The 21,952-nt window shown below is 68.0% G+C and carries 23 protein-coding genes; 12 read left to right on the top strand and 11 right to left on the bottom strand.

The annotated features are described in order from the left end of the window. Positions 1-81 precede the first annotated feature (81 nt). The 5 genes from AC5FRZ_RS14005 (at position 82) to AC5FRZ_RS13985 (ending at position 5,809) form a co-directional block, all read left to right on the top strand. Positions 82-1,527: an Hvo_1808 family surface protein gene (locus tag AC5FRZ_RS14005; protein WP_493564899.1), complete on the top strand. Its 1,446-nt coding sequence runs from the start codon at positions 82-84 to the stop codon at positions 1,525-1,527. Beyond that, complete coding sequence (locus AC5FRZ_RS14000) at positions 1,520-2,851, top strand: Hvo_1808 family surface protein (protein ID WP_493564898.1); 1,332 nt, start codon at positions 1,520-1,522, stop codon at positions 2,849-2,851. Before AC5FRZ_RS14005 ends, AC5FRZ_RS14000 begins: the two co-directional genes overlap by 8 nt. Positions 2,852-2,997: 146 nt before the next feature. Further along, positions 2,998-3,963 (top strand): C-terminal binding protein, encoded by a 966-nt coding sequence (locus AC5FRZ_RS13995; RefSeq protein WP_170092517.1) that lies wholly within the window; start codon positions 2,998-3,000, stop codon positions 3,961-3,963. Between the two features lie 51 nt (positions 3,964-4,014). Further along, on the top strand, positions 4,015-4,938 hold the full coding sequence (locus tag AC5FRZ_RS13990) for a S49 family peptidase (protein WP_170092516.1): 924 nt from the start codon (positions 4,015-4,017) through the stop codon (positions 4,936-4,938). Next, complete coding sequence (locus AC5FRZ_RS13985; protein WP_170092515.1) at positions 4,925-5,809, top strand: DUF4350 domain-containing protein; 885 nt, start codon at positions 4,925-4,927, stop codon at positions 5,807-5,809. The genes AC5FRZ_RS13990 and AC5FRZ_RS13985 overlap by 14 nt, the downstream gene beginning before the upstream one ends. Before the next feature lie 16 nt (positions 5,810-5,825). On the opposite strand, the gene AC5FRZ_RS13980 is transcribed toward AC5FRZ_RS13985, so the two are convergent. From AC5FRZ_RS13980 to AC5FRZ_RS13970, 3 genes are all read right to left on the bottom strand, one after another. Beyond that, complete coding sequence (locus AC5FRZ_RS13980) at positions 5,826-6,770, bottom strand: NAD-dependent epimerase/dehydratase family protein (RefSeq protein WP_493564897.1); 945 nt, start codon at positions 6,768-6,770, stop codon at positions 5,826-5,828. Positions 6,771-7,166: 396 nt separating this feature from the next. Then, positions 7,167-8,072, bottom strand: coding sequence for an RIO1 family regulatory kinase/ATPase domain-containing protein (locus tag AC5FRZ_RS13975; RefSeq protein WP_493564896.1), 906 nt, complete (start codon positions 8,070-8,072; stop codon positions 7,167-7,169). 198 nt (positions 8,073-8,270) lie between these two features. Beyond that, positions 8,271-8,942 carry a hypothetical protein gene (locus AC5FRZ_RS13970; RefSeq protein WP_170092512.1) on the bottom strand — a complete coding sequence of 224 codons (672 nt, stop codon included), beginning with the start codon at positions 8,940-8,942 and terminating at the stop codon, positions 8,271-8,273. Between the two features lie 55 nt (positions 8,943-8,997). Here AC5FRZ_RS13970 and AC5FRZ_RS13965 point away from each other — a divergent pair, with 55 nt between their 5' ends. Next, positions 8,998-9,351 (top strand): DUF8062 family protein, encoded by a 354-nt coding sequence (locus tag AC5FRZ_RS13965; RefSeq protein WP_170092511.1) that lies wholly within the window; start codon positions 8,998-9,000, stop codon positions 9,349-9,351. Here AC5FRZ_RS13965 and AC5FRZ_RS13960 read toward each other — a convergent pair. The 3 genes from AC5FRZ_RS13960 to AC5FRZ_RS13950 all read right to left on the bottom strand — a co-directional run bounded on the left by AC5FRZ_RS13960 (position 9,348) and on the right by AC5FRZ_RS13950 (position 12,051). After that, on the bottom strand, positions 9,348-9,770 hold the full coding sequence (locus tag AC5FRZ_RS13960) for an acyl-CoA thioesterase (protein ID WP_012807721.1): 423 nt from the start codon (positions 9,768-9,770) through the stop codon (positions 9,348-9,350). The genes AC5FRZ_RS13965 and AC5FRZ_RS13960 overlap by 4 nt on opposite strands. Next, positions 9,767-10,297, bottom strand: a complete 531-nt coding sequence (gene msrA, locus AC5FRZ_RS13955; protein ID WP_372480269.1) for a peptide-methionine (S)-S-oxide reductase MsrA — start codon at positions 10,295-10,297, stop codon at positions 9,767-9,769. The genes AC5FRZ_RS13960 and msrA overlap by 4 nt, the downstream gene beginning before the upstream one ends. A gap of 122 nt (positions 10,298-10,419) precedes the next feature. Continuing rightward, a complete protein-coding gene (locus tag AC5FRZ_RS13950) occupies positions 10,420-12,051 on the bottom strand; it encodes an NADH-quinone oxidoreductase subunit D (protein WP_493564895.1) in 1,632 nt (543 codons plus the stop codon). Positions 12,052-12,167: 116 nt separating this feature from the next. Here AC5FRZ_RS13950 and AC5FRZ_RS13945 point away from each other — a divergent pair, with 116 nt between their 5' ends. Further along, the gene (locus AC5FRZ_RS13945) at positions 12,168-12,998 is read left to right on the top strand and encodes a lipoate--protein ligase family protein (protein ID WP_493564894.1); all 831 of its coding nucleotides are present in this window, start codon (positions 12,168-12,170) and stop codon (positions 12,996-12,998) included. A gap of 12 nt (positions 12,999-13,010) precedes the next feature. On the opposite strand, the gene AC5FRZ_RS13940 is transcribed toward AC5FRZ_RS13945, so the two are convergent. Further along, on the bottom strand, positions 13,011-13,301 hold the full coding sequence (locus tag AC5FRZ_RS13940; RefSeq protein WP_493564893.1) for a DUF8101 family protein: 291 nt from the start codon (positions 13,299-13,301) through the stop codon (positions 13,011-13,013). A gap of 80 nt (positions 13,302-13,381) precedes the next feature. Between AC5FRZ_RS13940 and AC5FRZ_RS13935 the strand changes: the two genes are divergently transcribed. Continuing rightward, the gene (locus AC5FRZ_RS13935) at positions 13,382-14,212 is read left to right on the top strand and encodes a deoxyribonuclease IV (protein WP_170092506.1); all 831 of its coding nucleotides are present in this window, start codon (positions 13,382-13,384) and stop codon (positions 14,210-14,212) included. Positions 14,213-14,251: 39 nt separating this feature from the next. Here the strand turns inward: AC5FRZ_RS13935 and AC5FRZ_RS13930 are convergent, their stop codons facing one another. Then, complete coding sequence (locus AC5FRZ_RS13930) at positions 14,252-15,787, bottom strand: sensor histidine kinase (protein ID WP_372480273.1); 1,536 nt, start codon at positions 15,785-15,787, stop codon at positions 14,252-14,254. A gap of 92 nt (positions 15,788-15,879) precedes the next feature. Here AC5FRZ_RS13930 and AC5FRZ_RS13925 point away from each other — a divergent pair, with 92 nt between their 5' ends. After that, positions 15,880-16,623 (top strand): TrmB family transcriptional regulator sugar-binding domain-containing protein, encoded by a 744-nt coding sequence (locus AC5FRZ_RS13925; RefSeq protein WP_170092504.1) that lies wholly within the window; start codon positions 15,880-15,882, stop codon positions 16,621-16,623. Between the two features lie 37 nt (positions 16,624-16,660). Then, complete coding sequence (locus AC5FRZ_RS13920) at positions 16,661-17,452, top strand: class I SAM-dependent methyltransferase (protein ID WP_493564892.1); 792 nt, start codon at positions 16,661-16,663, stop codon at positions 17,450-17,452. Here the strand turns inward: AC5FRZ_RS13920 and AC5FRZ_RS13915 are convergent. The 3 genes from AC5FRZ_RS13915 to AC5FRZ_RS13905 all read right to left on the bottom strand — a co-directional run bounded on the left by AC5FRZ_RS13915 (position 17,427) and on the right by AC5FRZ_RS13905 (position 19,125). After that, positions 17,427-17,951, bottom strand: a complete 525-nt coding sequence (locus AC5FRZ_RS13915; RefSeq protein WP_170092502.1) for a DUF7965 family protein — start codon at positions 17,949-17,951, stop codon at positions 17,427-17,429. The two genes, AC5FRZ_RS13920 and AC5FRZ_RS13915, sit on opposite strands and share 26 nt — an antisense overlap. Further along, entirely contained in the window at positions 17,944-18,360 is a 417-nt protein-coding gene (locus tag AC5FRZ_RS13910; RefSeq protein ID WP_372480276.1) for a CopD family protein, read from the bottom strand. Before AC5FRZ_RS13910 ends, AC5FRZ_RS13915 begins: the two co-directional genes overlap by 8 nt. Positions 18,361-18,471: 111 nt before the next feature. Continuing rightward, on the bottom strand, positions 18,472-19,125 hold the full coding sequence (locus AC5FRZ_RS13905) for a DUF7095 family protein (protein ID WP_170092500.1): 654 nt from the start codon (positions 19,123-19,125) through the stop codon (positions 18,472-18,474). An 82-nt stretch (positions 19,126-19,207) separates the two neighbouring features. Between AC5FRZ_RS13905 and AC5FRZ_RS13900 the strand changes: the two genes are divergently transcribed. Then, the gene (locus AC5FRZ_RS13900) at positions 19,208-20,827 is read left to right on the top strand and encodes a sensor histidine kinase (RefSeq protein WP_493564891.1); all 1,620 of its coding nucleotides are present in this window, start codon (positions 19,208-19,210) and stop codon (positions 20,825-20,827) included. A gap of 61 nt (positions 20,828-20,888) precedes the next feature. Then, positions 20,889-21,947, top strand: a complete 1,059-nt coding sequence (locus AC5FRZ_RS13895) for a DUF2332 domain-containing protein (RefSeq protein ID WP_493564890.1) — start codon at positions 20,889-20,891, stop codon at positions 21,945-21,947. Positions 21,948-21,952 lie beyond the last annotated feature (5 nt).

Genomic DNA, 21,952 nt, shown 5'->3' with positions numbered 1-21,952 from the left:
GAGAGCTACGACCGGCCGGCCCAAAGCGTTGTGGCCCGTACTGCGCGTCATTTTTCACGCCGCGGCCCCTGCTTCCGGTACATGTATCGCGCCGCCCTGCTCGCTGCGCTGCTCGTTCTGGCTGGCTGTCAGGCTCCGTCGGCCGGCCCGTCGGCGGCGTCCCCCGTCAACGAGACGACGGGGACCGACGCTCCCGAGCCGACGGCCACGCCCGCCTCTGCGGACGCTTTGCCCGATCCCGAGACCGACCGGCTCGGCTGGGAGAACGGCTACTGGCACAACGAATCGCTGGACGTGACCAACAGCGACGGCCTCAACGAGAGCGAACGAGAGGCCGTCGTCGCTCGCTCGATGGCCCGCGTCGAGTGGGTCCGAGAACGCGAGTTCGACGAGACGGTCCCGGTCAGCGTGATCGACCGGTCGACGTACCAGAACCGCTCTACCACCGCGGCCAACGCGACGAGCGCGCGCTTCGACAACGGCAAGTTCGAGGCGCTGTTCCTGATCGGCGAGGACAGGGACGCGCTGGAGGCACAGAACGCCGCGCTGAGCCAGAGCGTGCTCGGTTACTACAGCCCGGTCCGCGACGAGATCGTCATCGTCGCCGACAGCGAGACGCCACAGCTCGACGGCGAGGCGACGCTGGCCCACGAGCTGGTCCACGCCCTGCAAGACCAGCAGTTCGACCTGACCAACGGGACCGTGACGACTCGCGACGCCTATCAGGGCCGCAACGGAATCGTCGAGGGCGACGCCTCCTTCGTCGAGCGGCGCTACACGGCCAACTGCGGCGAGAGCTGGTCCTGTCTCGACTCGGCCGACAGCACCCAGAGCGGCGGTGGTGACAGTCACTTCGGGCTGAACTTCCTCCAGTTCTTCCCCTACAGCGACGGCCCCGGCTTCGTCGAGCACCGGTACGAGGCCGGCGGCTGGGCGGCCGTCGACGCCGCGTTCGCGGACCGGCCCGACGGTGCGACGGAAGTGATCTACCCCGAACAGTATCCCGAGTGGGAGCCGGCGACCGTCTCCCTGCCGGACCGCAGCAACGACGAGTGGGAGCGGGTCCGACCGCCGGGACGCGCCGACTACGCCGTCGTCGGCCAGTCCGCCATCGCGGCGTCGCTTGCCTACACCGTCACCGACGACTACGAGGACGCCAGTGTGGTGGCAACCGACGACGTGCTCAACTTCGAGGGCAGCGAGATCGACGGGAACGACCCCTATAACTACGACGTGCCGGCCGCCCGCGGCTGGGCCGGCGGCAAACTGTACGTCTACGAGAACGGCGACCGGTCGGGCTACGTCTGGCGGACCCGCTGGACCAACGAGACCGAGGCCGCCGAGTTCGCCGACACCTGGAGCGCGGTCGTCCGCCACTGGGGTGGCGAGGAAACCGGCGAGAACGTCTGGACGATCGGCGAGGACAGTCCCTTCACGGACGCCGTCAGGATCGACCGCTCCGGCGCGACGGTGACGGTCGTCAACGCGCCCGACGCGGCGACACTGGAGGCGGTCCACGATGCGTAGGGTCGCAGCCCTCGCCGTGCTAGTCGTCCTCGCGGGCTGTCTCGGAGCCGTGAACGATCTGAACCCCGCCGACCGTGACCGTCCGGCCGACGAGGACCCGATCGGCTGGGAAGACGGCTACTGGTACGACGACAGCGTGTCGGTGACCACCGAGGACGGTCTCAACGCCAGCGAACGGGCGGCGGTCCTGGCCCGGAGCAAGGCCCGCGTCGAGCGGATCCGCGACCGGGAGTTCGACGGCAACGTCAGCGTCGAGGTGATCAGCCGCGCCGAGTACCGCAACCAGTCGCGTGGTCCCGGCGGGACCGGCCCCGACGATCCCTGGAACGATCAGGTGTGGGAAGCACTGCTTCTGGTCGGCGAGGACTCGGGCACCAGCGAGGCCATGGGTGAGACCTACAACTCTTCGGTCCAGGGGTACTACAGTCCGGCCTCGGACAACATCACGATCGTCAGCGACTCGCCGACGCCGACCATCGACCGCTCGACGCTGTCTCACGAACTGGTCCACGCCTTGCAAGACCAGTACGACAACCTGGAGTCGTCTCCGGAGACCCAGGACCGCCAGCTCGCCCAGCAAAGCGTCACCGAGGGCGAGGCCAACTACGTCCAGTGGACCTACGAGGACCGCTGTGAGAACCGCTGGCAGTGTCTCTCTGCGCCCGGCGGCGACGGCAGCGGCGACAGCTCCAGCGGCGGCGCGCCGACCGACGGCGTCTTCGTGACGATCTACCAGCCCTACGCGACCGGGCCGGGACTGATCGACCAGCAGTACGGCCGGAACCGCTGGGACGGCGTCGAACGACTGTACGAGAACCCGCCCGACAGCACCGAGCAGGTGATCCACCCGGACCGGTACCCCGACGAGGAGCCGGTGAACGTGACCGTTCCCGACCGCAGTAGCGACGAGTGGGAGCGGTTCGACCACGACCCCGTCGCCGACACCGCCGGGGAGGCCTCGATCTTCGCGATGCTGTACACCAACGACGCCGTCGAACCCGAGCAGTGGTTCCGGTACCGCAGCGACGCCTCCGAGGGCTGGGGCGGGGACTCGATCGTCCCCTACCGCAACGGCTCTGGTGGCTACGGCTACGTCTGGACCATCGAGTGGGACTCGCCGGGCGACGCCAGGGAGTTCGAGACGGCTTACACGTCGATTCTCGACGACAAGGGCGCGACGCGACCGAGCGAGACCGTCTACCGGGTTCCCGACGCCGACGCCTTCGGGGACGCCTTCCGCGTGACCCGCGCTGGAAGTCGGGTCCGCATCGTCAACGCTCCGACGGTCGACGATCTCGACGACGTACACGACCGGCCGTCGTAGCGCCGTCTCTCTGGGGACGCGCCCGACCCGCGATTCGATATCGCGTCCACTGATTTATGCCTCGCCAGTCACACTCACCGGCGGGCGTTATCGCGCTCCCGGAACGCGATCGGGGTTTTTTAGCTTGCTTCGGCCTCAGTGCCCCTATGAGCGAAATCCTCGTCAGCGACGATCCGATGCTCGATCCCGACGTGATCGCCGGGGCGTTGCCCGACGCGACGATCCGAACCGAACCGCTGCCCGACGAGCGCGCGATCGTCGCGGCCGGCAGCGACGCCGCGGCGCTGGTGGTTGACGTGAACACGCCGGTGCCTGCGAGCGTCTTCGAGCAACTGCCGGCACTCCAGATCGTCGCCCGCGCGGGCGTCGGCTTCGAGAACGTCGACGTGAAGGCCGCGGCCGAACACGACGTGGTCGTCACCAACGTCCCGGAGTACTGTACCGACGAGGTCGCGACCCACGGGCTGGCGCTCCTGTTGGACTGCGTGCGAAAGATCGCCGAGTACGACCGCGCGACCGCGGCCGGCGGGTGGGCCTGGGAGGAGGGGCGGCCGGTCCACCGGTTCCCCGACACGACGCTCGGGCTCGTCTCCTTCGGCCCGATCGCACGCCGACTCCGCGAGCGCGTTCGCGGGTTCGACCTCGACGTGATCGCGTACGATCCTTACGTCGACCCCGAGGAGATGGCCGAGGCCGGCGTCGAGCGGGTCTCCTTCGAGGAACTGCTCGCGCGGGCCGATCACGTCTCCCTGCACGCGCCCCTGACCGACGAGACCGAGGGACTGATCGACGCCGACGCGCTCGGAGCCATGCAGGACCACGCGATCGTCGTCAACACGGCCCGTGGCGGTCTGATCGACGAGGCGGCACTGGCCGACGCACTCGCCGACGGCGAGATCGGTGCCGCCGGCCTCGACGTGTCCCGCCGCGAGCCCCCGGCCGACGACAGCCCGCTGCGCGCGCTCGACAACTGCCTCCTGACGCCACACGCCGGCTGGTACTCCGTCGAGGCCCGCGAGGAGCTCAACGAGACCGTCGCTCGCAACGTCGCGGCCGCGCTGGACGGCGAGACGCCGCCCAACCGCATCGACCCCGACCTCGACTGGCTCTGATCGTCCTCGTCGTCGTGGCTTTTTATCCGAGCACGCCAACGACCCTAGCGAATGGCGAATCCGATCGACAAACACGTCAAGACGCTGTTGACCTCCTACACGGTCATCATCGTCGTCGCCCTCCTGATCGGTGCCACGGTCGGCCCCGCCGTCTCGTCGGCGCTGTTCCAGAGCGACGACGAGGGAACGATCGCCGCCGTGACCATCCAGGGACCGATCAGTGGCCCGACCGCCGACGAGGTGACCCGGCAACTCCGAACGCTCCGGAAGGACGATTCGATCGACGCCGTGGTCCTGCGCATCGACAGCGGCGGTGGGAGCGTCGCGGCGAGTGAAGCACAGTACCGGGCGGTCAAGCGACTCGCCCGCGAGAAACCGGTCGTCACGAGCGTCCGGGGCGTCGCGGCCTCGGGTGCGTACTACACGGCGCTGCCCAGCGACGAGATCTACGCGACGCCGGGCGGACTGGTCGGGAGTGTCGGGGTGCGCGCCCTGATCCCCCAGCCCGACGGCGTCCCCCGGTCCGTGACGACCGGTCCCGACAAGGCCGGCGGACTCACTGGTGACGACATCCGTGGCCAGGTCGAGACCCTCAAGCGCTCGTTCGTCGATTCGGTGTACGCCGAACGCGGCGACCGACTCGCGCTGTCGAGGACGGAGCTGACGAACGCGAAGGTGTACTCCGGCGCGGCCGCCGTCGACAACGGACTCGTCGACGAGATCGGCGGGCTGGAGACGGCCATCGCCGCCGCGGCGGAGAAGGCGGGCCTCGACTCCTACGAGGTAGTGTACCGCTCGACGACGCCCGGCGTGCTCTCTTTGCTGCTCGGGTCGGAGGCCAACAGCACCGACGCCGGACAGGTCGACCGCGCGTCGCTGTTGACGACGCGTGGCATCGAACGCCCCCAGTACCTGATGCTCTGGGGCGACCTCAACACGTCTGCTCGGGAGGTGCGTGCCAGTGGAGCTGCGTGACGCGGCGCTCAAGGGTGGCGTCTTCGTCGCCGTGTTCCTGGTCGTCGCCACCCTGACCGGGCTCGGGTCGATCCCCGTCCCGGTCGAGGGCAACGAGACCGCCCCGCTGACCGTCGACAGTCACCAGCCCGAGGCGATCCTGGCCGACGAGTCGGCCGAGACCGGCGAGATCGAACTGGACGCCAGTGGGACCCAGAAGACGGTCGTGATCGATCAGAGCCACAACAACAGCGTCTCGCCCGAGGAGATCAGTCCGCTGGTCACGGCGCTGACCGAGGCCGGCCACGACGTGCAGTTCTACACCGACCGGATGGCCAGCCAGCAGTCGCTCGACGAGACGCTTTCGAGCGCCGACGCGTTCGTGGTAATCGCCCCCGACGACCAGTACGACACGAGCGAGCGGCGTCGAATCGCGGCCTTCGCCGACGACGGTGGTCGCGTCTTGCTGGTCAACGAACCCCCGCGACAGGCCGCTCGCGGGGCCACCGCGTCGACCCCGATGACCAACCTCGCCGGGGCGTTCGGGCTCGGGTTCGACAGCGGCTACCTCTACGATCTCGCCGAGTACGACACGAACCACCGAGCCGTCTACGCGACGCCGGCCGGCGAGACGGCCCTGACCGACGGCGTCGACCGCGTCACGACCTACACCGCCCGGCCGGTCGTCGGTGGCTCTCCACTGCTGGTCACCAACGAGTCGACCAGACTCTCGACGACTCGCCGGCAGGCCCGCTACTCCGTGCTCGCTCGCCAGGGCAACGCCGTCGCGCTGGGCGATCGCTCGCTGCTCGGCACGGACTACGCCTACACCGCCGACAACGAGGTGCTGGTCGGGAACCTGCTCGAGTTCCTGGTGTCGGGCTCGCGGTAGCGGCCGTCCACGGTGTCTATCGCTCTCTGTCGACACCGGCGGCGACGGCAGCGAGCCCGTCTTCGTACGTCGGGTATTCGGGTTCCCAGCCGGTTGCCTCGTGGAAGGCCGCGTTCGACGTGGGCATGGAGCTCGTGAAAAACTGGACGTTGTCTTTGCCCACGAACAGCCGGGCGAGCCAGCCAGGAATCCGACTGGGCTCGTCGGCGTCGAGATACGCTGCGAACGTTTCGAGAAAGTCGGCTACCGTCACCGGCTGGTCGTCGACGACGTGGTAGGTCCCCTCGACGCCCTCCTGTGCGGCTGCGACGAACGCGCTCGCGGCGTCGTCTACGTGTATCGGTGAGACGACGGCGTCGCTCCGTCCGAGCAATCCACCGCCGACGATCGGCATGTCGCCGGTTTCGAGGTTCTCGGCGATCGTCGTCGTCTGCTCGGAGTCGGCGGCATAAAACCACCCACACCGGAGGATCGTGGCGTCGAACGGCCCCTCCTCCGCCGCAGTCTCCGCGATGCGCTCCGCGTCGGCGGCCGATTCGGTCGTGCGGTCAGTGTTTCGCGGTGCGGACTCGTCGAACGGCGAGCCGTCGGGCCGACGGACGACCCAGACGACGCTCTGCTGGATGTACTGGTCCGCGCCGACGCGCGTGGCTGCGGTGGTGAGGTTCTCGACGCCCGCACGCCGGAGCCGATCGTTCCGTTCCCAGTCTTCCGCGCTCGGTTTCGTCGCCGTCGGGATCGCGGTCGCGGCGTGGATCACCACGTCTGCACCTCTCGCCCCCTCGACCAGCGACGCCACGTCGAACAGATCTCCGCGGTGGGGCTCCCCGCCACGATCCCGCACGATCTCGTCGCCCCGCTCGTCTCGGGTCAGTCCGACCACGGTATGGCCGCGTGCGACGAACTGCTCGACCAGCCGCTTGCCCAGATCGCCGGTCGCACCGGCAACGAACACTTTCATACGGCCGCTCTCGACTGGATCGAATATGGTTCTGTCTATCTCTGTTCGTCACCGACGGAGGATTTGGTATAGCGATATATAATTTATACGGGCCGATTACCTCACCCGCTGCTCGGGACATTCTCGGTCATGTGGGACTGTGACCCCGATCTGTGGCGTCACTCGCGACAGTCGGAAATCCCTCGAAACAGTGCTGCTGACAGTCTTACACGGATCTCGGAGGTGCTGACCGGCGATCGTCGCCACGGGGGAGACGATCACCGCCGTCTCATACGGAACGCTGGAGATCTGGGTACACGTCTCCAACCGTCCGTCTCATACTACCGGCTGTAAGTCTGTGAATGATTTCGCCACCCCGGGGTGGCGAAGATCTTCACGAAGTTACAGCCGGCAGTATCAGTCGTGGTTCGACAGTGACTCGAACTCACCGGCGAGCAACGCCTCGGTGACGGTGTCGATCTCGACGTCGTCGACGAACCGGGGGTACTTCCGCTGGAAGTACCCGAGGATGTTCTCCACGTCGCGGGTCAGCAACTCGTCGGCGTTCGCGTGGTCGGTGGGCACGGCCTGGGGCCAGTCGAAGATCGTGATACCGTCGGAGCCGACGAACACGTTGTACTCGCTCATGTCCGCGTGGACGTACCCGGCGTCGTAGGCTGTCCCCATCTCCGTGAGGACCAACTCCAGGACTGGCCGTACCTGCTGGTCGTCGAGTTTCGTCCGGGAGAGCTCGACGCCGTCGATCTTCTCCATGACGATCGCGTGGCGGTTGGTGTCGATGGGCTGGGGGACCCGAACCTCCGGGTACAGCGTCTCCAGTGCGTCGTACTCGCGCTCGGCGGCCTTCCGGGCGGTGTACTGCCAGGAGACGTGATCGCGGTCGGCGGTGTACTCCCGCTCCTTGTTGACTTCCCGGAACTGGGTGTACCCCTCGCGGTGGAACTTCAGGGCCATGGGCTTGTACGAGCGGACTTCGAACACGTCGCTCTCTTTGCCGACTCCGAGGGGGGCACCGAATCCCTCGATGGTCCCCCGCTCGACCAGCGCGTGCAGCGCGAGGGCGTCGTACCCCTCGAACGTGAGCTTGAATCCCTCGTACTGCATAGTCTTGCGCTCCAGGAAGCCCCGGTCTTCACACCGGTCCAGCCGGTAGTCGACGTCTTCGGCCGTCAGCCGCGAGAACTGCGGGAGCTTCTCGCGGTCGACGTACTCCGAGAAGCGCATCCCTTGCTCGACGCCCGAGAGGAGATGGAAGTCCTCGGGTTCGAGATCTGCCATCTCGCGTGCGACGGTTTGGACCATTAGCGGGCCGTAGTCGCCCGACTCGTATAAGTTCGGCGCGTCTGGCGTGTCGTCGCCGGTAAATCAGATAACGCTATATAGAAACTGGGTGGCCAGACTGCGTGATCGGACGCTTCCATCGCCTCCGCGGCGTCTCGTGCTGGTGACACTGGTCGCGGCGCTGTCGAGGTGATCGAACGCGACTCGACGGTGGGCCGGCTACGGGCCGAAGCCGCCCGAAGAGAGTTCGTAGGGATCGTAGTCGGGACGACTGTCGACGCCGCGCGGGCAGTCGAACCGCTCGCGGTAGCGACGGCGCGTCTCGTCCGCGCGCTCGGAGAACAGGAGCAAGACGCCGTAGGGCTGGCTGAACGACGCGGCGTCGACCGGATCGGGGTCGAGGAAGACGGCGTCGGTCGTCGGCGCGTCGGCGCTCGCGACGGTCGTCAGCTTCGGTTCCATCGGGAGCAGCCCGGCCAGGACCGACGGGACGAAACTCCCGCCCGGCAGCGGAGCCCGGGGCTGGACCCAGCACTCCCCGACCGGCTGGCCGTCCGCTTCGATCACGCTGTGTGCCGGGCCACTGGTCTGTTCGTCCCAGGTCTCTCTGGCGATCTCGGGGAGTTCCACGTCGGTAGCGAACCCCATGTCGACGCCGCCGACCCGGTCGAACTCGCGCAGCGTCCAGGCCTCCTCCTCGTCCGTGGGATCTCCGGCGACCGTCCCCTCGATCAGGTCGCCCGTTTCGAGCCCGTCGATCGCGGGCTGTCGTTCCCCGTATCCCTGCTGGTAGGTCGTGTAGAGTCGCGTCCCGTCGGTGTCGAAGAGGTTGACGTGGGGGACCGCCTCGACGACCCGATAGACCCGAAAGCGACTCGACCGCTCGTCCATACGCCGACAACGCACTCCGGCCCCATGTCCCCGTCGGTCCCGGAGCGGGGGGTTGATGGCGCTACCCGTCCAACGGCGATCCGTGAACGGACCCGACGACACCGAACCGCCGTCGAACGACCCGACGATCAGCTGTCGGCGGTGTGGCCGCGAGTGGGACCTCGGCGAGGAGCTGGACGCCGTCGGCAACCAGGCCTTCGAGCAGTTCGCGCTGGACCACCGGCGTCACACCGGCCACTTCCCCGACGGCGTCGCCACGTGGCGCGTCGAGTGTCGCCACTGTCCGGAGACGGTCGAACGGATCGAAGAGGGTGGGGCAAAGCGGTGGGCCCACACCCACGTCAGACACACGAACCACGCGGTGACCATCCACGGGACGGACGGCACCGAGCGCGTCCTCGAACCCTAGAGGCCCTCGAACTCGCCGATCGATTCGCGCCAGCTGTCGGGGATCGGGACCGACGAACCCTGCCCGCGATCGTAGGCGACCATCGTCGTCTCCCCGGTCGCGGCCACCTCGCCGTCGGCGGTCCGGATCTCGTACTCGAAGGGGAAGCTCTTCTCGCCGAGGCGCGGGACGCGGACGCCGACCGTGACCTCGTCGGCCAGTCGGATCGGGCGCTCGAAGTCCAGCTGGAGGTTCGCGACGACCATCCCGGTCTCCTCGCCGCTGCCGGTGATGTCGGCCGCCGCGCCCCCGACGACGGTTTCGAGGTAGTCGACGCGGGCCTCCTCGACGTAGGTTCCATAGAGCGCGTTGTTGACGTGGCCGTACGTGTCCAGGTCGTTGTACCGCACGTCGACCGTCGTCGTAAACTCGAAGCTCATGCCAGCAGCTCCCGGAACTGTTCGTTGAGCTTTTTGAGCTTCGGATCGATGTTGACCGCGCAGTACCCCTGATCGGGGTTGCGCTCGTAGTAGTCCTGGTGGTACTCCGCTGCGGGATAGAACGTCTCCAGAGGCTCGACCTCCGTGACGATCGGGTCCGAGTACTGTTCGCCGAGGTCGTCGATCGTCGCTTCGACGGTCTCGCGCTGGGCCTCGTCGTGGTAGAAGACCGCCGACCGGTACTGACTGCCCACGTCCGGCCCCTGTCGGTTCTCCGTGGTCGGGTTGTGTGTCGCGAAGAAGACGGTCAGCACGTCCTCGTAGTCGATCACGTCCGGGTCGTACTCGACCTGGACGCACTCCGCGTGACCGGTGTCGCCGGAACAGACGGCGTCGTAGCTCGGGTCCGCGACGTGTCCACCGGCGTAACCGGAGGTGACGGACTCGACGCCCTCGATCTGTTTGAACACGGCTTCGGTACACCAGAAACAGCCACCGGCGACCGTGGCGGTCTGTGGTTCACTCATCGCTCAACGGTACGTGCCAGGAACACAAAACAGCCTCGCCGGCCGTTCACCGTTCCAGCACCGAACTGTCGGCTCAGCCACACCCAACACGGTGGTGTGGGGTCGGCTGCCAACGGTTGGGCCTATCGGTCGACCTCGCCCATGATCGTGTCGAGGCTGCCGATCGCGGCGACCAGGTCGGGGATCGTCTCGCCTTCGGCCATCGCCGGCAGCGACTGGAGGTTCGAGAACGACGGCCCCCGGATCTTGAACCGCGCCGGCGTGTCGGTGCCGTCCGAGCGGATGTAGATTCCCAGCTCTCCTTTCGCGGCCTCGACTGCCCGGTAGATCTCGGCGTCGCGGTCGGGGCGGACGGTTCTGGGAACGTTGCCCTGGATCGTTCGCTCGTCTTCGGGCCAGCCTTCGAGGAGATCGACGCACTGATCGACGATCCTGGCCGACTCCTCGATCTCGCGCAGGCGAACGAGGACGCGAGAGAAGTTGTCACAGCCGTCCTCGGTGACCACGTTCCAGTCGAGTTCGTCGTAGTAGCCGTAGGGATCGTCCCGTCGCAGATCGTAGTCGACGCCGGAGCCACGCGCGACCGGTCCCGTACAGCCGTACTCCTTGGCGACTGACGGGGGGAGCACGCCGGTGTCGACGGTTCGCAACTGGAGGATCTCGTTGCCGGTGAGCAGGTCGTGGTACTCTTCGAGCTTCTGGGGCAGGTCATCGAGGAACGACCGGACGTTCTCGAAGAACGTCTCGCGAGGCTCGGGCAGGTCCCAGGCGACCCCGCCCAGCCGGAAGTAGTTGAACATCAGCCGCTGGCCGGTGAGGTCTTCCAGGATGTCCTGGACGATCTCCCGGTCGCGGATGCCGTACTGGAACACGGCGGTGAACTCCGAGATCACGTCCAGCCCGTAGGCCGCGATCGCCAGGAAGTGCGAGAGGATCCGCGACAGCTCCGCGCTCATCGTCCGGATCACCTGTGCGTACTCGGGCACGTCGACGCCGATCAGGTCCTCCGCGGCGCGCGCGTAGGCCCACTCGTTGAGCAGGCCGCCACCGCTCCAGTCCCACCGGTCGGGGTAGGGCATGATCTGGTGACGGTAGGTCCCCTGCTGACACAGCTGCTCCTCACAGCGGTGGATGAACCCGATCTCGGGGGTCACATCTGCGACGGTCTCGCCGTCGAGCGTCACGCGCAGGTGCAAGACGCCGTGGGTCGAGGGGTGGTGTGGCCCCATATTGAGGTGCATCGTGTCCGGTCCGGAACGGCGATCCTCCAGGATGCGCTCGTGTTCGCGAAACGGGACGATCTGTGGCTTGTCCTGGTTGTACGACGCCCGGAGCGGATGGCCCTGCCAGGTCTCGGGCAGCAAAATCCGTCGCAGATCTGGATGTCCTTCGTAGGTAATGCCGAGCAGGTCGTACGCTTCGCGCTCGTGCCACGCCGCCGTCTCGTAGACGCCCGATCCGCTCTCGGAGTGGGGATCGTCGTGCAACGTCGGGACGACCACCGAGAGTTCGTCGGTCGGGTCGTCGTACTTCCGGAGGTGATAGATCGTCTCGAAGCGATCGCCGTACTCCTGTGCCGTGACGCAGGCACAGTGGTCGTAGCCCGCCTCCGCTTTCAGCGTCGAGAGGACCGACTCGACGGCGTCCGCACGGACGACGATCGCGGGCGCGTTCTCGTGGTCCTCGGTCCCGACGACGGCCGTCTCGGGAAGCAGCGACAGCGGCTCTGTGGATGCTCTCGTGGCCTGTTGCATGTCGAGCGGTACGCCGGGGACGGGCCTCGGCGTTGTGCCTCGATTGCGAGGCCGATTTATGTACGTCCCCGACGCCGCCCACAACCGCTTTCGGGGCTCCGGCCGTAGGCCGTCCCATGACCGATCTGGGGGACCTGTCGTGGCGGTTCGTCGACGAACGCGCACACGACGGGCCGACGAACATGGCGCTGGACGAGGTCACCGCCGAGACGGTCGCCGACGGCGGCCTGGCGACGGTTCGACTCTACCGCTGGGAGCCCAGCACGCTCTCGCTTGGCTACAACCAGGATCCGGCGACGATCGACTGGGACTACTGCGAGCGCGAGGCGATCACCGTCACGCGCCGACCCACGGGCGGGGGTGCGATCTACCACGACACCGACGGCGACATCTCGTACTCGATCGTCGTACCGGGCGACGCCGTTCCGGGCGACCTGTTGGCGTGTTACGAACTGCTCTGTGAGCCGATCCTCGATGCCTTCGAGGGAATGGGGGTCGACGCGACCTTCGCGAGCGACGAGCGACCGGCCGTGTACCAGCCCGCGTGTTACCTCCGAGCGTTGCACCCGGCACACGACGTGGTCGGCCCGGACGGGCGCAAGATCAGCGGCAACGCCCAGTACCGACAGCGCGACGCCGTCGTGCAACACGGCTCGCTCACCTTCGAGACGACCCCGGCGCGCCACTGTGCCTGTTTCACCGGCGAGCCGGAACCGGACGCGTTCGCCGATCGGGTCGGCGGCATCGAGGAGTACGTCGACTGTTCTCGCTCGGAAGCCGTCGCGACGCTCCGTGACACACTCTGCGAGTGGGTCGAGACGACGCTCGGTGGGACCGTCACGGAAACGTCGTGGCCAGACGGAATCACTTCGCGTGCGCGCGAGCGCGTGAGCGAGAAGTTCGGGACGGAGGCCTGGACCCGCGAGCGGACGGATCCGATGGCCTGACAGCCGGCAGTATCAGGAGCTGCCACCCTCGACGACGAGTCGCTCGCTCGTCGCTCGCAGGTACTCTCGGATCAGCGCCGCGTCGGTGTCCTCGGCTTCGAGCAGGTCGGTCACCGTCTCACAGCAGTGTTCGAGCAGTCGCCGCTGTGGCCCGGGCGGCACCTTGTTCTCGGTCACCGTCGCCGCGCTGTCGACGGCGCTGGAAGCGGTCTCGTGGTCGCCCCTGGCGACCGCCCGACCGGCCTCGGTGAGCAACTGGTCGAGGACGGCGTACACGTCCGGCGGGAGCGCGTCTGCTGGCACACTCGACCTTGGGTCCCCGGGGCCAAAACTCCCGGCGGTGCCTTCGGAAGTGCTTTGATCGACCGACCGTATCCACCGGTATGCGCGTCGGAGCACACACCTCGATCGCTGGCGGAGCGTACAACGCCGTCGACGAACAGGTCGACTACGGTGGTAACTGCGGCCAGATCTTCAGCCACTCGCCACAGGTCTGGCAGGACCCGAACATCGAGGACGAGGAGGCCGAACAGTTCCGCGAACGCAGCGACGAACACGGCGTCGGGCCGTGGGTCATCCACTCGTCGTACCTCGTCAACCTCTGTACTCCCAAAGACGACCTCCGGGCGAAGTCGATCGACTCGATGCAAAAGGAGGTCGACGCCGCCGACAAGCTCGGCGTCGAGTACGTCAACGTCCACCTCGGTGCTCACACGGGGGCCGGCGTCGAGGGCGGACTCGACAACGCCGCCAGCGCCCTGGACGAACTGACGATTCCCGACGGCGTCACGGTGCTCGTCGAGTCCGACGCCGGCAGCGGGACGAAACTCGGCGGCGAGTTCGAACACCTCGCCGAGGTGCTGGACCGCTCCGAGCAGGACCTCGAAGTCTGTGTCGACACGGCCCACGCATTCGCCGCGGGCTACGACATCTCGACGGCCGACGGCGTCGCCGAGACCGTCGCCGAGTTCGACGACGTGGTCGGACTCGACAACCTCGCTTGCATCCACCTCAACGACTCGAAACACGAGTGTGGCACCAACAAGGACGAACACGCTCACCTCGGCGAGGGCTACATCGGCGAGGAGGGGATGGCCGCGCTGTTGACCCACGACGCCCTCGAAGACGTGCCTTTCGTCCTGGAGACCCCGACCGAAGACGGCCGGGGTTTCGAGTGGAACATCGAACGGGCCAGAGAACTGGGCAACGCCTGACAGCGGAGCGAACCGCGACGGCGCGCGCCGGGTCGACACCTACGCGTCGGACACCGGCTCGCCGACGGCGAAGACGAACCGGGCACCACCGGCGTCGCTCTCCTCGACGGTGACCGTCCAGTCGTGTGCCTCGGCGATTCGGGCCACGATCGCCAGTCCGAGACCCGTCCCGCCGCCCTCCGAGTGGCCCAGCTCGACGACGGACTCTCGTTTCTCTCGCGGGATGCCGACGCCGTCGTCCTCGACCGCGAAGCCGTTCTCGGCCGGGACCACGCGGACGGTCAGATCCGTGTCCGTTCCGCCGGCTCGCCTGTCCCGGGTCGCCGACGCCGTGAACCCGTGTTCCATGGCGTTGCGAAACAGGTTCTCGAAGAGCCGCGCGAGGCGATCCTCGTCGGCCTGGACCGTCCCCGACACCGCACACTCCAGGGTCGCGTCGCCGGTGTCGACCGTCTCCCAGGCCCGCTCGACGGCCGCCGTCAGGTCGACGGCCGTCTTCGTCATCGCACCGTCGCCGCTCCGGGCCAGCGCGAGCACGTCGTCGATGATGGTGCCGATGCGTCCCAGCGCCTGGCTGATCTCGTCGAGGCGCTCGTCGTCGGACTCTTCGCGGAGCTGCTGGACGTAGCCGTCGGCGACCTGGAGGGGGTTCCGGAGGTCGTGGCTGGCGATCGAGGCGAAGCGTTCGAGCCGGCGGTTCTGCTCTGCCAGCTCTCGCTCGCGGACGGCCAGTTGTTGCTGGGTCTCGATGGCGTCGAGCGCGTCGGCGATCGTCTCGCCCAGCTCTCCGAGCACCTCCTGCTCGGTCTCGTCGAGGGCGTCCGGACGGGTCGTACACAGCAACACTCGGCCGTATTCGACCCCGTCTATGGCGACCGGGACGACGATGCCTGCGGTGTAGGGCTGCCAGCGTTCGTCCAGATCGACGACGCCCGGCCCGCTCTCCCCGAGGTGGCTCGCGAGGGCGTCCGGGTCGATCGTCCCGCCGTCGGCCTCGTCGCCGTGGGCCGTGGTCCCGTCGCCACCTTCGAACCGGGCGAACTCGTAGGCACCCCGCTGTGTGAGTTCCTCACAGACCGCTCGCTCGACGGCTTCGCGGTCGTCGGCACGGACGAGTTCGCGGTTCACGTCCCGGACGATCTCGTTGATCCGCGACAGCTGTTCGACGCGCCGGTCGGTTCGGTACCGACGCGCGGCCGTTCGAGTGCGCCGGACCAGTCGGTCGTAGGGCGCGTCGCCCGACTGGATCGGGATGTAGTCGAACAGGTCCCGCCCCGAAACCTCGCGTGCCACGTCTCGGTTGGCCATCCGGGTAAAGAGGATCACCGGGAGCGATGGCCGTTCGGCCTCGACGACGTCGACGACCGCGAGCCCGCCCTGGAACTCGATCCCGTCGGCTCGTGGGACCTCGTATCTGGTGACACAGACCTCGATCGATCGGTTCTCTCGGAGGGCAGCCCGCGCGTCGGCCGCTCCGACGACGCTCTCGACCTCGAACCCCGCGGCTTCGAGGTGGTCTCGTGGCTCGGTGCTACCGTATCCCCCCACGTACAGCACCGTCGTCCCCTCGTCCATGCGGGAACTGCCGAATCCAAGCGATAAAAACGTGTGCTCTATCACCCTCGGTGATAGGTGGTTTTATCGGCATCTGGTACCTGTTGTCGGTGATGACTGTCGACACCGAGGTGATCGAGCGCGACGCCATCCTCGACCGGATTCGAGCCCTGGTCGACGGTGCGGCGTCGGAAGTCGCTCTCTCGGTGCCACACACGGCGTTGCCGGAGCTCGAAGCGACGCTCTCGGCGGCCGTCGATCGTGGGCTGCTCGTCCTCGTGTTGGTCTGGGACCCGCCACACGACGAGCGCTCGAAACGCGAACTGCCGTCGCTGGCGAACTGTTCGACGGTCGCACGCAGATCGGAGGACATCGCGCCCGTGTTCTGCTGTGTCGACAACGAGCGGGGCCTGATCGGCAACGGATCGTCGATCACCGGCGACAGCCCGGACGACGTCGTCGGCACCTTCGACTTCCAGGAGGTCGCTCACGGATTCTACCGGGACTTCGTCACGAACTTCTGGATGTTCGCGTCGGAGGTCCACGCCGCGGACGTGCCCGACCTGCCCGCGACGTACGACGGCATCCGACAGGCGGTGACGAACGTCGCGCTGTGTCTCCGCGACGACGTGCCGATCCGATGCCGCGCGACCGGCCACGATCCGGAGACCGGGGCCGAACGCACCGTCGACGGTCGCGTCCTGAACGTCCACCAGCGGATGGTGTACCCCGCGTCTTCCTCACTGCCCATCGAGAACTCGATCCTCGTCGAAGACGACGGTCGTCACTGGATCGGCGGCCCCCACGCCGTCTTGGAGGATCTGGCTGCCGACCGGCTACTGCTCCGACGCGCGTGACCGGGCTCCTTTTGCCGGTCGCACGACAACCCCGGTCGTGCGCAGATTCGACGCCGACTACCTCGAACGCACGCGCCGGGGGATGTGGGGCGACTCCCGCGAGGCGCTCGCCGATCTCGAACTCGACACCGCCCAGCGAGTGCTCGACGTCGGCTGTGGCAGCGGCGAACTCACCGCGGTGCTCCGCGAGGAGTCGCCCGGCGACGTGATCGGCGTCGACGCCGACGAGGCGTTGCTGTCGACCGTTCGCCAGCCGGTCGTTCGTGGCGACGCCACGCGACTGCCCTTCGCGGACGACGCCGTCGACCTCGTGGTGTGTCAGGCGCTCCTGATCAACCTCCCGGAGCCCGCGGCGGCACTCGCGGAGTTCGCCAGAGTCGCCAGCGATCGCGTCGCCGTCATCGAACCGGACAACAGCGCCGTCAGCGTCGAGTCGACCGTCGACGCCGAACCGACGCTGGCCAGACGGGCGCGCCGGCTCTACCTCGACGGCGTCGACACCGACGTGGCGCTCGGAGCGCGCGCGGCCGATCTCTTTTCCGACGCCGGGCTGGACGTGGTCTCGACGCGACGGTACGATCAGCGACTCACCGTCACGCCGCCGTACTCGGAGGCCGCACTCACCGCGGCACAGCGCAAGGCGACCGGCGCGGGGCTGGCCGACCGGGCCGACGTGCTGGCCGCGTCGGTCCCCGACGACGAGTTCGATCGGCTCCGGGAAGCCTGGCGGTCGATGGGCCGAGACGTGATCGATCAGATGGGTGCCGGCGAGTACGAGCGGACCGAGACGGTCCCCTTCTTCGTCACCGTCGGTCGGATCGGGGAGTGACGCGGTCGGCGATCCGGAGCAAGACCACGTCGAGCAGTCCCGCCGCGACGCCGACGACGGCTCCCACGATGGCGGCGATCGGCGTCCCGACGGCCGCCAGCAGGACGACCGTCCGCAGTCCGAACGAGCCGACGACTGCCGCCGGGACGCCGAGCCCGACGACGATCCCGACTAGGAAGACGACGCCAGCGAGAGCCCCGCAGCTCCCGGCCCACAGCGTCAGCCGAACCGCCGAGTCACTGGACGGGTCGACGTGGGCCAGCACCCAGTGGGTCGTCACGCCGACGACCAGCCAGAGGGCGAGAAACGCCACGACGCCGACCGCCGTGTTCAGCGAGGGCAACACGTCCGAGAGCCCGCCGCTGGCGTAGGCGGGGACCAGTACGGCGAGGACGAACCCCACCGTGTTCGTGGTCGCGAGCGTCCACGCGGTGAGTGTCGTCGTCGGTCGTCCGACCGTCTCGCGTGTGGTCCGGGACGCGGCCGCGGTCTCAGCCATGGGCCAGCACCTCCGCCAGGACGACGAGTCCGAGCAGTGTCGCCGTCGTCAGCCCGTACGCCCGCCGACTCCAGGCGGCGAGTGGCGTCGAGCGGTCGGTCCGGGTGACGGCCAGCGTTCTGACGGCCGAGCCGAGGACGAACAGCGCGACGACCACGAGCTTCGCGAGCAGCGTCTGCCCCCAGCGAGTGCCGGGGCCGGGCGCACCGAGCGCGCCGAGGTTGCCGATCCCCGTGAGGACCAGTCCGCCCAGCGCGGCCCAGAAGAGCCACTCGTAGCGTCTCGCCAGCACGTGGAGGTCGTCGACGCGCCGCCGGGCCGCGGCCCAGAGCCCGGCCGCGCCGCCGACCAGCAGCGCCATCGCGAGGACGTGGACGGTTCGGATCGCGAGGTGGAGGGACTGACTCATCGTCGGCGATTCACGGCCCGGCGCAAAATAGCTACGGCGTCGAGGTCACTCGCAGCCAGCGACGCGTCCGGCTGCGGTCGCAAGCACGCGTCCGTGGCTCCAGTTCCGGTCTCAGACCACGTCGCCCCGGACCGTCGTTCCGCTCTGTCGCTCCCGGTACTCTCGGACGGCGTCGGCGGCCTCGCCGGCTTCCGTCGCGTCCATACCCAGCGTTTCGAGTGCGCCAGACAGCGTGGGAAACGCGAGTTCGCTCTCCCGGAGCTTGCGGACGGCCGAGTCGCTGCGCTGGCCCTCGGCCCACAGACAGACTCCGCGGGGATCCAGCAGTTGTTCGTAGTTTCCGCGTGCGCGGGCTCCCTTCAGGCGCTGGGTGACGTTGTCCTCGAAGGAGGCGTTGCACACTTCGAGGTGGATCGGTTCGGACTCTTCTAACAGGTGCGCGGCCAGACACTGCTCGGGGGCGGCGTGGCCCGAGGCGTTCGCACGGACGTACTCGGGGTACTCGTCGGCCCACGCCGCCCGGACGGTCTTGCCGACGCCCTCGACGCCCAGTCGCTCGCGAAACTCCGGCTCTCGGTCTGCGTCGTCGCGCAGCAGGATGTCCTTCGTCAGATACACGTCGAGTCGGTCGATCGGATCGAGTCCGAGTGCCACGTCGCCGTACACCCAGACCTCCCGTACCGGTACCGGCATGGTCTGCTCGGCGACGGCGTCGACGATTTCGACGGCTCGATCGATCGCCGCCTCGCGCGCGAGTTCGCTCATCGCCCGACCCTACTGGTCACAGGAAAATATGTCTGCCGTCGTGCCCCCACTCTTTATGTGTTCCGTGGCGAAACTGCCGACAATGCGACTTCGGCGACGCTTCCTCGTCGCGTTCCTGGTGTTGACGGTGGTGCTCTCGGTGCTCTCGCTGGCCGGCTTCACGCTGTATCGCGATGCGACGATCGCACAGGAGGAGGCCGCTCTCGAACGAGTCAGCGAGACGATGGCCTCCCAGCTTGACGTACTGCTCACCGAGAAGGGCCAGACGGTCGGCCTGTGGACCGAAACGCCGGCGCTGGCCGACCACCACTCACAGCGACAGGCGGAGTCGGTCCGTTCGTTCGTCCTGTCGACCTCCTTTAGCGGCGCGTCCGTCATCGCCGCCAACGGGACGATGACGGCACTGTACTCCGAGGGAACCGCGCCGGCTCAGTCGCGCGCGCTCGTCGGCCAGCAGTTCGGCGATCGGGAGTACTTCCAGCGGGCGATGGCCGGCGAGACGTACGTCAGCCAACCGGTCTCCGCGGAGAGTGGCAACCGGATCGTCACGATCAGTGCCCCGATCCACTCCGGTGGGTCGATCGTCGGGACGTTCAACGCGGCGTTTCACGTTCGTCGGGGTGACTTCCTCGCGCCGATCCGCCAGGAGCAAAGCACCGCGGGCGGTGTCCTCGTCGCGGCCAACGGCACGACGCTGTACCAGCAGGGTCCCCAGCCAGGTGACGAAGGGGCGGTCGCCGTCGCCAACGCGACCGTCGACCGGGCCGGCTGGACGGTGTCGACGACACGGACCGAGAGTGCCGTTCGGTCGGACCTCCAGTCGATCACGCTGCTAGGCCTCGGGACGCTGGGGCTCGTCCTCGCGTCGTTGTCGGTGTTCGGGTGGTGGCTCTATCGCGAGTACGTCGCCAACTTCGAGCGGCTCCAGGGCGGGCTGAACGCGCTGGTGGCCGGCGAGTACGGCACGACAGTCTCCCTGTCGGGGCCGACCGAGTGGACCAACGTCGCCGAACACTTCAACGAACTCAGCGAGACGCTGGCTCGCCGCCGCGTCGAGGTGACCGTCCTCAACCGCGTGCTCCGACACAACCTCCGGAACGCGATGACGGTCGTCTCCGGGACGGCCGCCCGTATCGAAGAGTCCGCCGAAGAGGAGCGCCTGATCGAGGACGCGAGCCTCATCAAACGCCGCGGCGAGTCGCTGCTGAAGCTCGCAGATCACGCACGGATCGTCGAGACGTCGCTCCGGACAGACCGCTCGGAGTCCCCGCCCAGACCGATCGGACCGCTGGTCGAGGAGACGGTCGCAGACCTCCGGGCCGAGTACCCCGACGCGACCGTCGTGACGGAGTGGTCGTCCGAAAGCGCCCTCGTCCCCGACGGCGACCTCGTCGCCGTCGTCGTCGACGAACTGATCCGCAACGCGATCATCCACGGCTGCGCGGAGCCGACGGTGTCGATCGACGTGACCACGACGCCCGAGACGGTCTCGATCACGGTCGACGACGACGGCCCCGGATTGCCCGACGTGGAGCGACGACTGCTCACCGAGTCGTTCGTCGAGACGCCGACGGAACACGGCTCCGGTCTGGGGCTGTGGGTCGTCAAGTGGGTCGTCGAGTGGCTCGACGGCTCGATCGACGTCGCCCTCGACGACGGGACGACCGTCACGATCACGCTCCCACACGTCCACGAGGAGTGACGCGTGTGACCACCCCTCACTCGACGGTAAGCGTCTTGTCGGTCCCACTGGAACGGCCCGTATGACCGCCATTCGGGAGTCGTTTCTCGACCTGGCCGAGTGGGCCGCTGACACCTCTCCGCTGTACGAACGTCTCTGTCGGATCGTCGCCGACTCTCCCGAACTGCTCGCCGTCGCCGAGGCCGTCCCCGCGGACCGTGCCGTCGCGAACGTCTTTCTCGCCGCTGTCCACTGTGTCGTCCGTCGCGGTGTCGATCATCCGCTCGCGGACTACTACCCGAGCGTGACCGACGAGCCGCGACCGCCCGACGCGGACCTCGCATCGACGCTGGTCGACTTCTGCGAGGTCTACGCGGCGGACCTGCGTCCGCTTCTCACAGACCGTCGAACGCAGACGAACGAGGTGCGCCGCTCTGCAGTCCTCTATCCCGCGTTCGCACACGTCGCAGCACGGACGGCCGATCCGATCGCGCTCGTCGAGATCGGGCCGAGCGCAGGGCTGAACCTCTCGTGGGATCAGTACGGCTACGAGTTCCGTGAGACGGCGTCGGACGGCGACGTTCGCCGGGTCGGCCCCTCCGACGCGGCCGTGACGATTCGGTCGTCCGTGGACAGCGGGACGCCGCCACTGCCCACGACACCGCCCGCCGTCCACTCTCGCGTTGGCATCGACCTGAATCCGCTGGACGTGACCGACGACACAGACGTCGAGTGGCTCGGGGCACTGACCTGGCCCGAACACGACCAGCGCCGGGCGGTCCTCGCCGACGCCGTCACGGTCGCTCGACGGGATCCGCCACGGCTGGTCGAGGGGGACGTGCTCGACGAACTCCCCGGGATTCTCGATGGAATCCCGGCGGACGTGCCGGTCGTCGTCTACAGCACGCTCGTTCTGTATCAGGTGCCAGACGAGGTCAGAGCGGCGCTCCGGGACCTGATCGCCACGCGGGCCAAGGAGCGCACGCTCCACTGGCTCACTGGCAGCGGTGCCTTCGACGAGCCCGGTGACGGGCTCGACCTCCACTGGCACCGCTCGGTCGGGGGAACGTTCAGGTCGGACCGGCTGGCACGGTTTCACCCCCACGGGGCGTGGATCGAGTGGTACGCCGACGAGCCGTGAACGGG

This window comes from Halomicrobium sp. HArcht1-1 (assembly GCF_058933285.1).
The sequence above is the reverse complement of the archived record's forward strand: the minus strand, read 5'-3'. Positions and strand labels throughout refer to the sequence as shown.

Bases quoted from the DNA above. Each gene is read 5' to 3' on its own strand.
- AC5FRZ_RS14005 (WP_493564899.1), top strand. From the start codon at position 82: ATGTATCGCGCCGCCCTGCTCGCTGCGCTGCTCGTTCTGGCTGGCTGT.
- AC5FRZ_RS14000 (WP_493564898.1), top strand. From the start codon at position 1,520: ATGCGTAGGGTCGCAGCCCTCGCCGTGCTAGTCGTCCTCGCGGGCTGT.
- AC5FRZ_RS13995 (WP_170092517.1), top strand. From the start codon at position 2,998: ATGAGCGAAATCCTCGTCAGCGACGATCCGATGCTCGATCCCGACGTG.
- AC5FRZ_RS13990 (WP_170092516.1), top strand. From the start codon at position 4,015: ATGGCGAATCCGATCGACAAACACGTCAAGACGCTGTTGACCTCCTAC.
- AC5FRZ_RS13980 (WP_493564897.1), bottom strand. From the start codon at position 6,770: ATGAAAGTGTTCGTTGCCGGTGCGACCGGCGATCTGGGCAAGCGGCTG.
- AC5FRZ_RS13975 (WP_493564896.1), bottom strand. From the start codon at position 8,072: ATGGTCCAAACCGTCGCACGCGAGATGGCAGATCTCGAACCCGAGGAC.
- AC5FRZ_RS13970 (WP_170092512.1), bottom strand. From the start codon at position 8,942: ATGGACGAGCGGTCGAGTCGCTTTCGGGTCTATCGGGTCGTCGAGGCG.
- AC5FRZ_RS13965 (WP_170092511.1), top strand. From the start codon at position 8,998: ATGGCGCTACCCGTCCAACGGCGATCCGTGAACGGACCCGACGACACC.
- AC5FRZ_RS13960 (WP_012807721.1), bottom strand. From the start codon at position 9,770: ATGAGCTTCGAGTTTACGACGACGGTCGACGTGCGGTACAACGACCTG.
- msrA (WP_372480269.1), bottom strand. From the start codon at position 10,297: ATGAGTGAACCACAGACCGCCACGGTCGCCGGTGGCTGTTTCTGGTGT.
- AC5FRZ_RS13950 (WP_493564895.1), bottom strand. From the start codon at position 12,051: ATGCAACAGGCCACGAGAGCATCCACAGAGCCGCTGTCGCTGCTTCCC.
- AC5FRZ_RS13945 (WP_493564894.1), top strand. From the start codon at position 12,168: ATGACCGATCTGGGGGACCTGTCGTGGCGGTTCGTCGACGAACGCGCA.
- AC5FRZ_RS13935 (WP_170092506.1), top strand. From the start codon at position 13,382: ATGCGCGTCGGAGCACACACCTCGATCGCTGGCGGAGCGTACAACGCC.
- AC5FRZ_RS13930 (WP_372480273.1), bottom strand. From the start codon at position 15,787: ATGGACGAGGGGACGACGGTGCTGTACGTGGGGGGATACGGTAGCACC.
- AC5FRZ_RS13925 (WP_170092504.1), top strand. From the start codon at position 15,880: ATGACTGTCGACACCGAGGTGATCGAGCGCGACGCCATCCTCGACCGG.
- AC5FRZ_RS13915 (WP_170092502.1), bottom strand. From the start codon at position 17,951: ATGGCTGAGACCGCGGCCGCGTCCCGGACCACACGCGAGACGGTCGGA.
- AC5FRZ_RS13910 (WP_372480276.1), bottom strand. From the start codon at position 18,360: ATGAGTCAGTCCCTCCACCTCGCGATCCGAACCGTCCACGTCCTCGCG.
- AC5FRZ_RS13905 (WP_170092500.1), bottom strand. From the start codon at position 19,125: ATGAGCGAACTCGCGCGCGAGGCGGCGATCGATCGAGCCGTCGAAATC.
- AC5FRZ_RS13900 (WP_493564891.1), top strand. From the start codon at position 19,208: ATGCGACTTCGGCGACGCTTCCTCGTCGCGTTCCTGGTGTTGACGGTG.
- AC5FRZ_RS13895 (WP_493564890.1), top strand. From the start codon at position 20,889: ATGACCGCCATTCGGGAGTCGTTTCTCGACCTGGCCGAGTGGGCCGCT.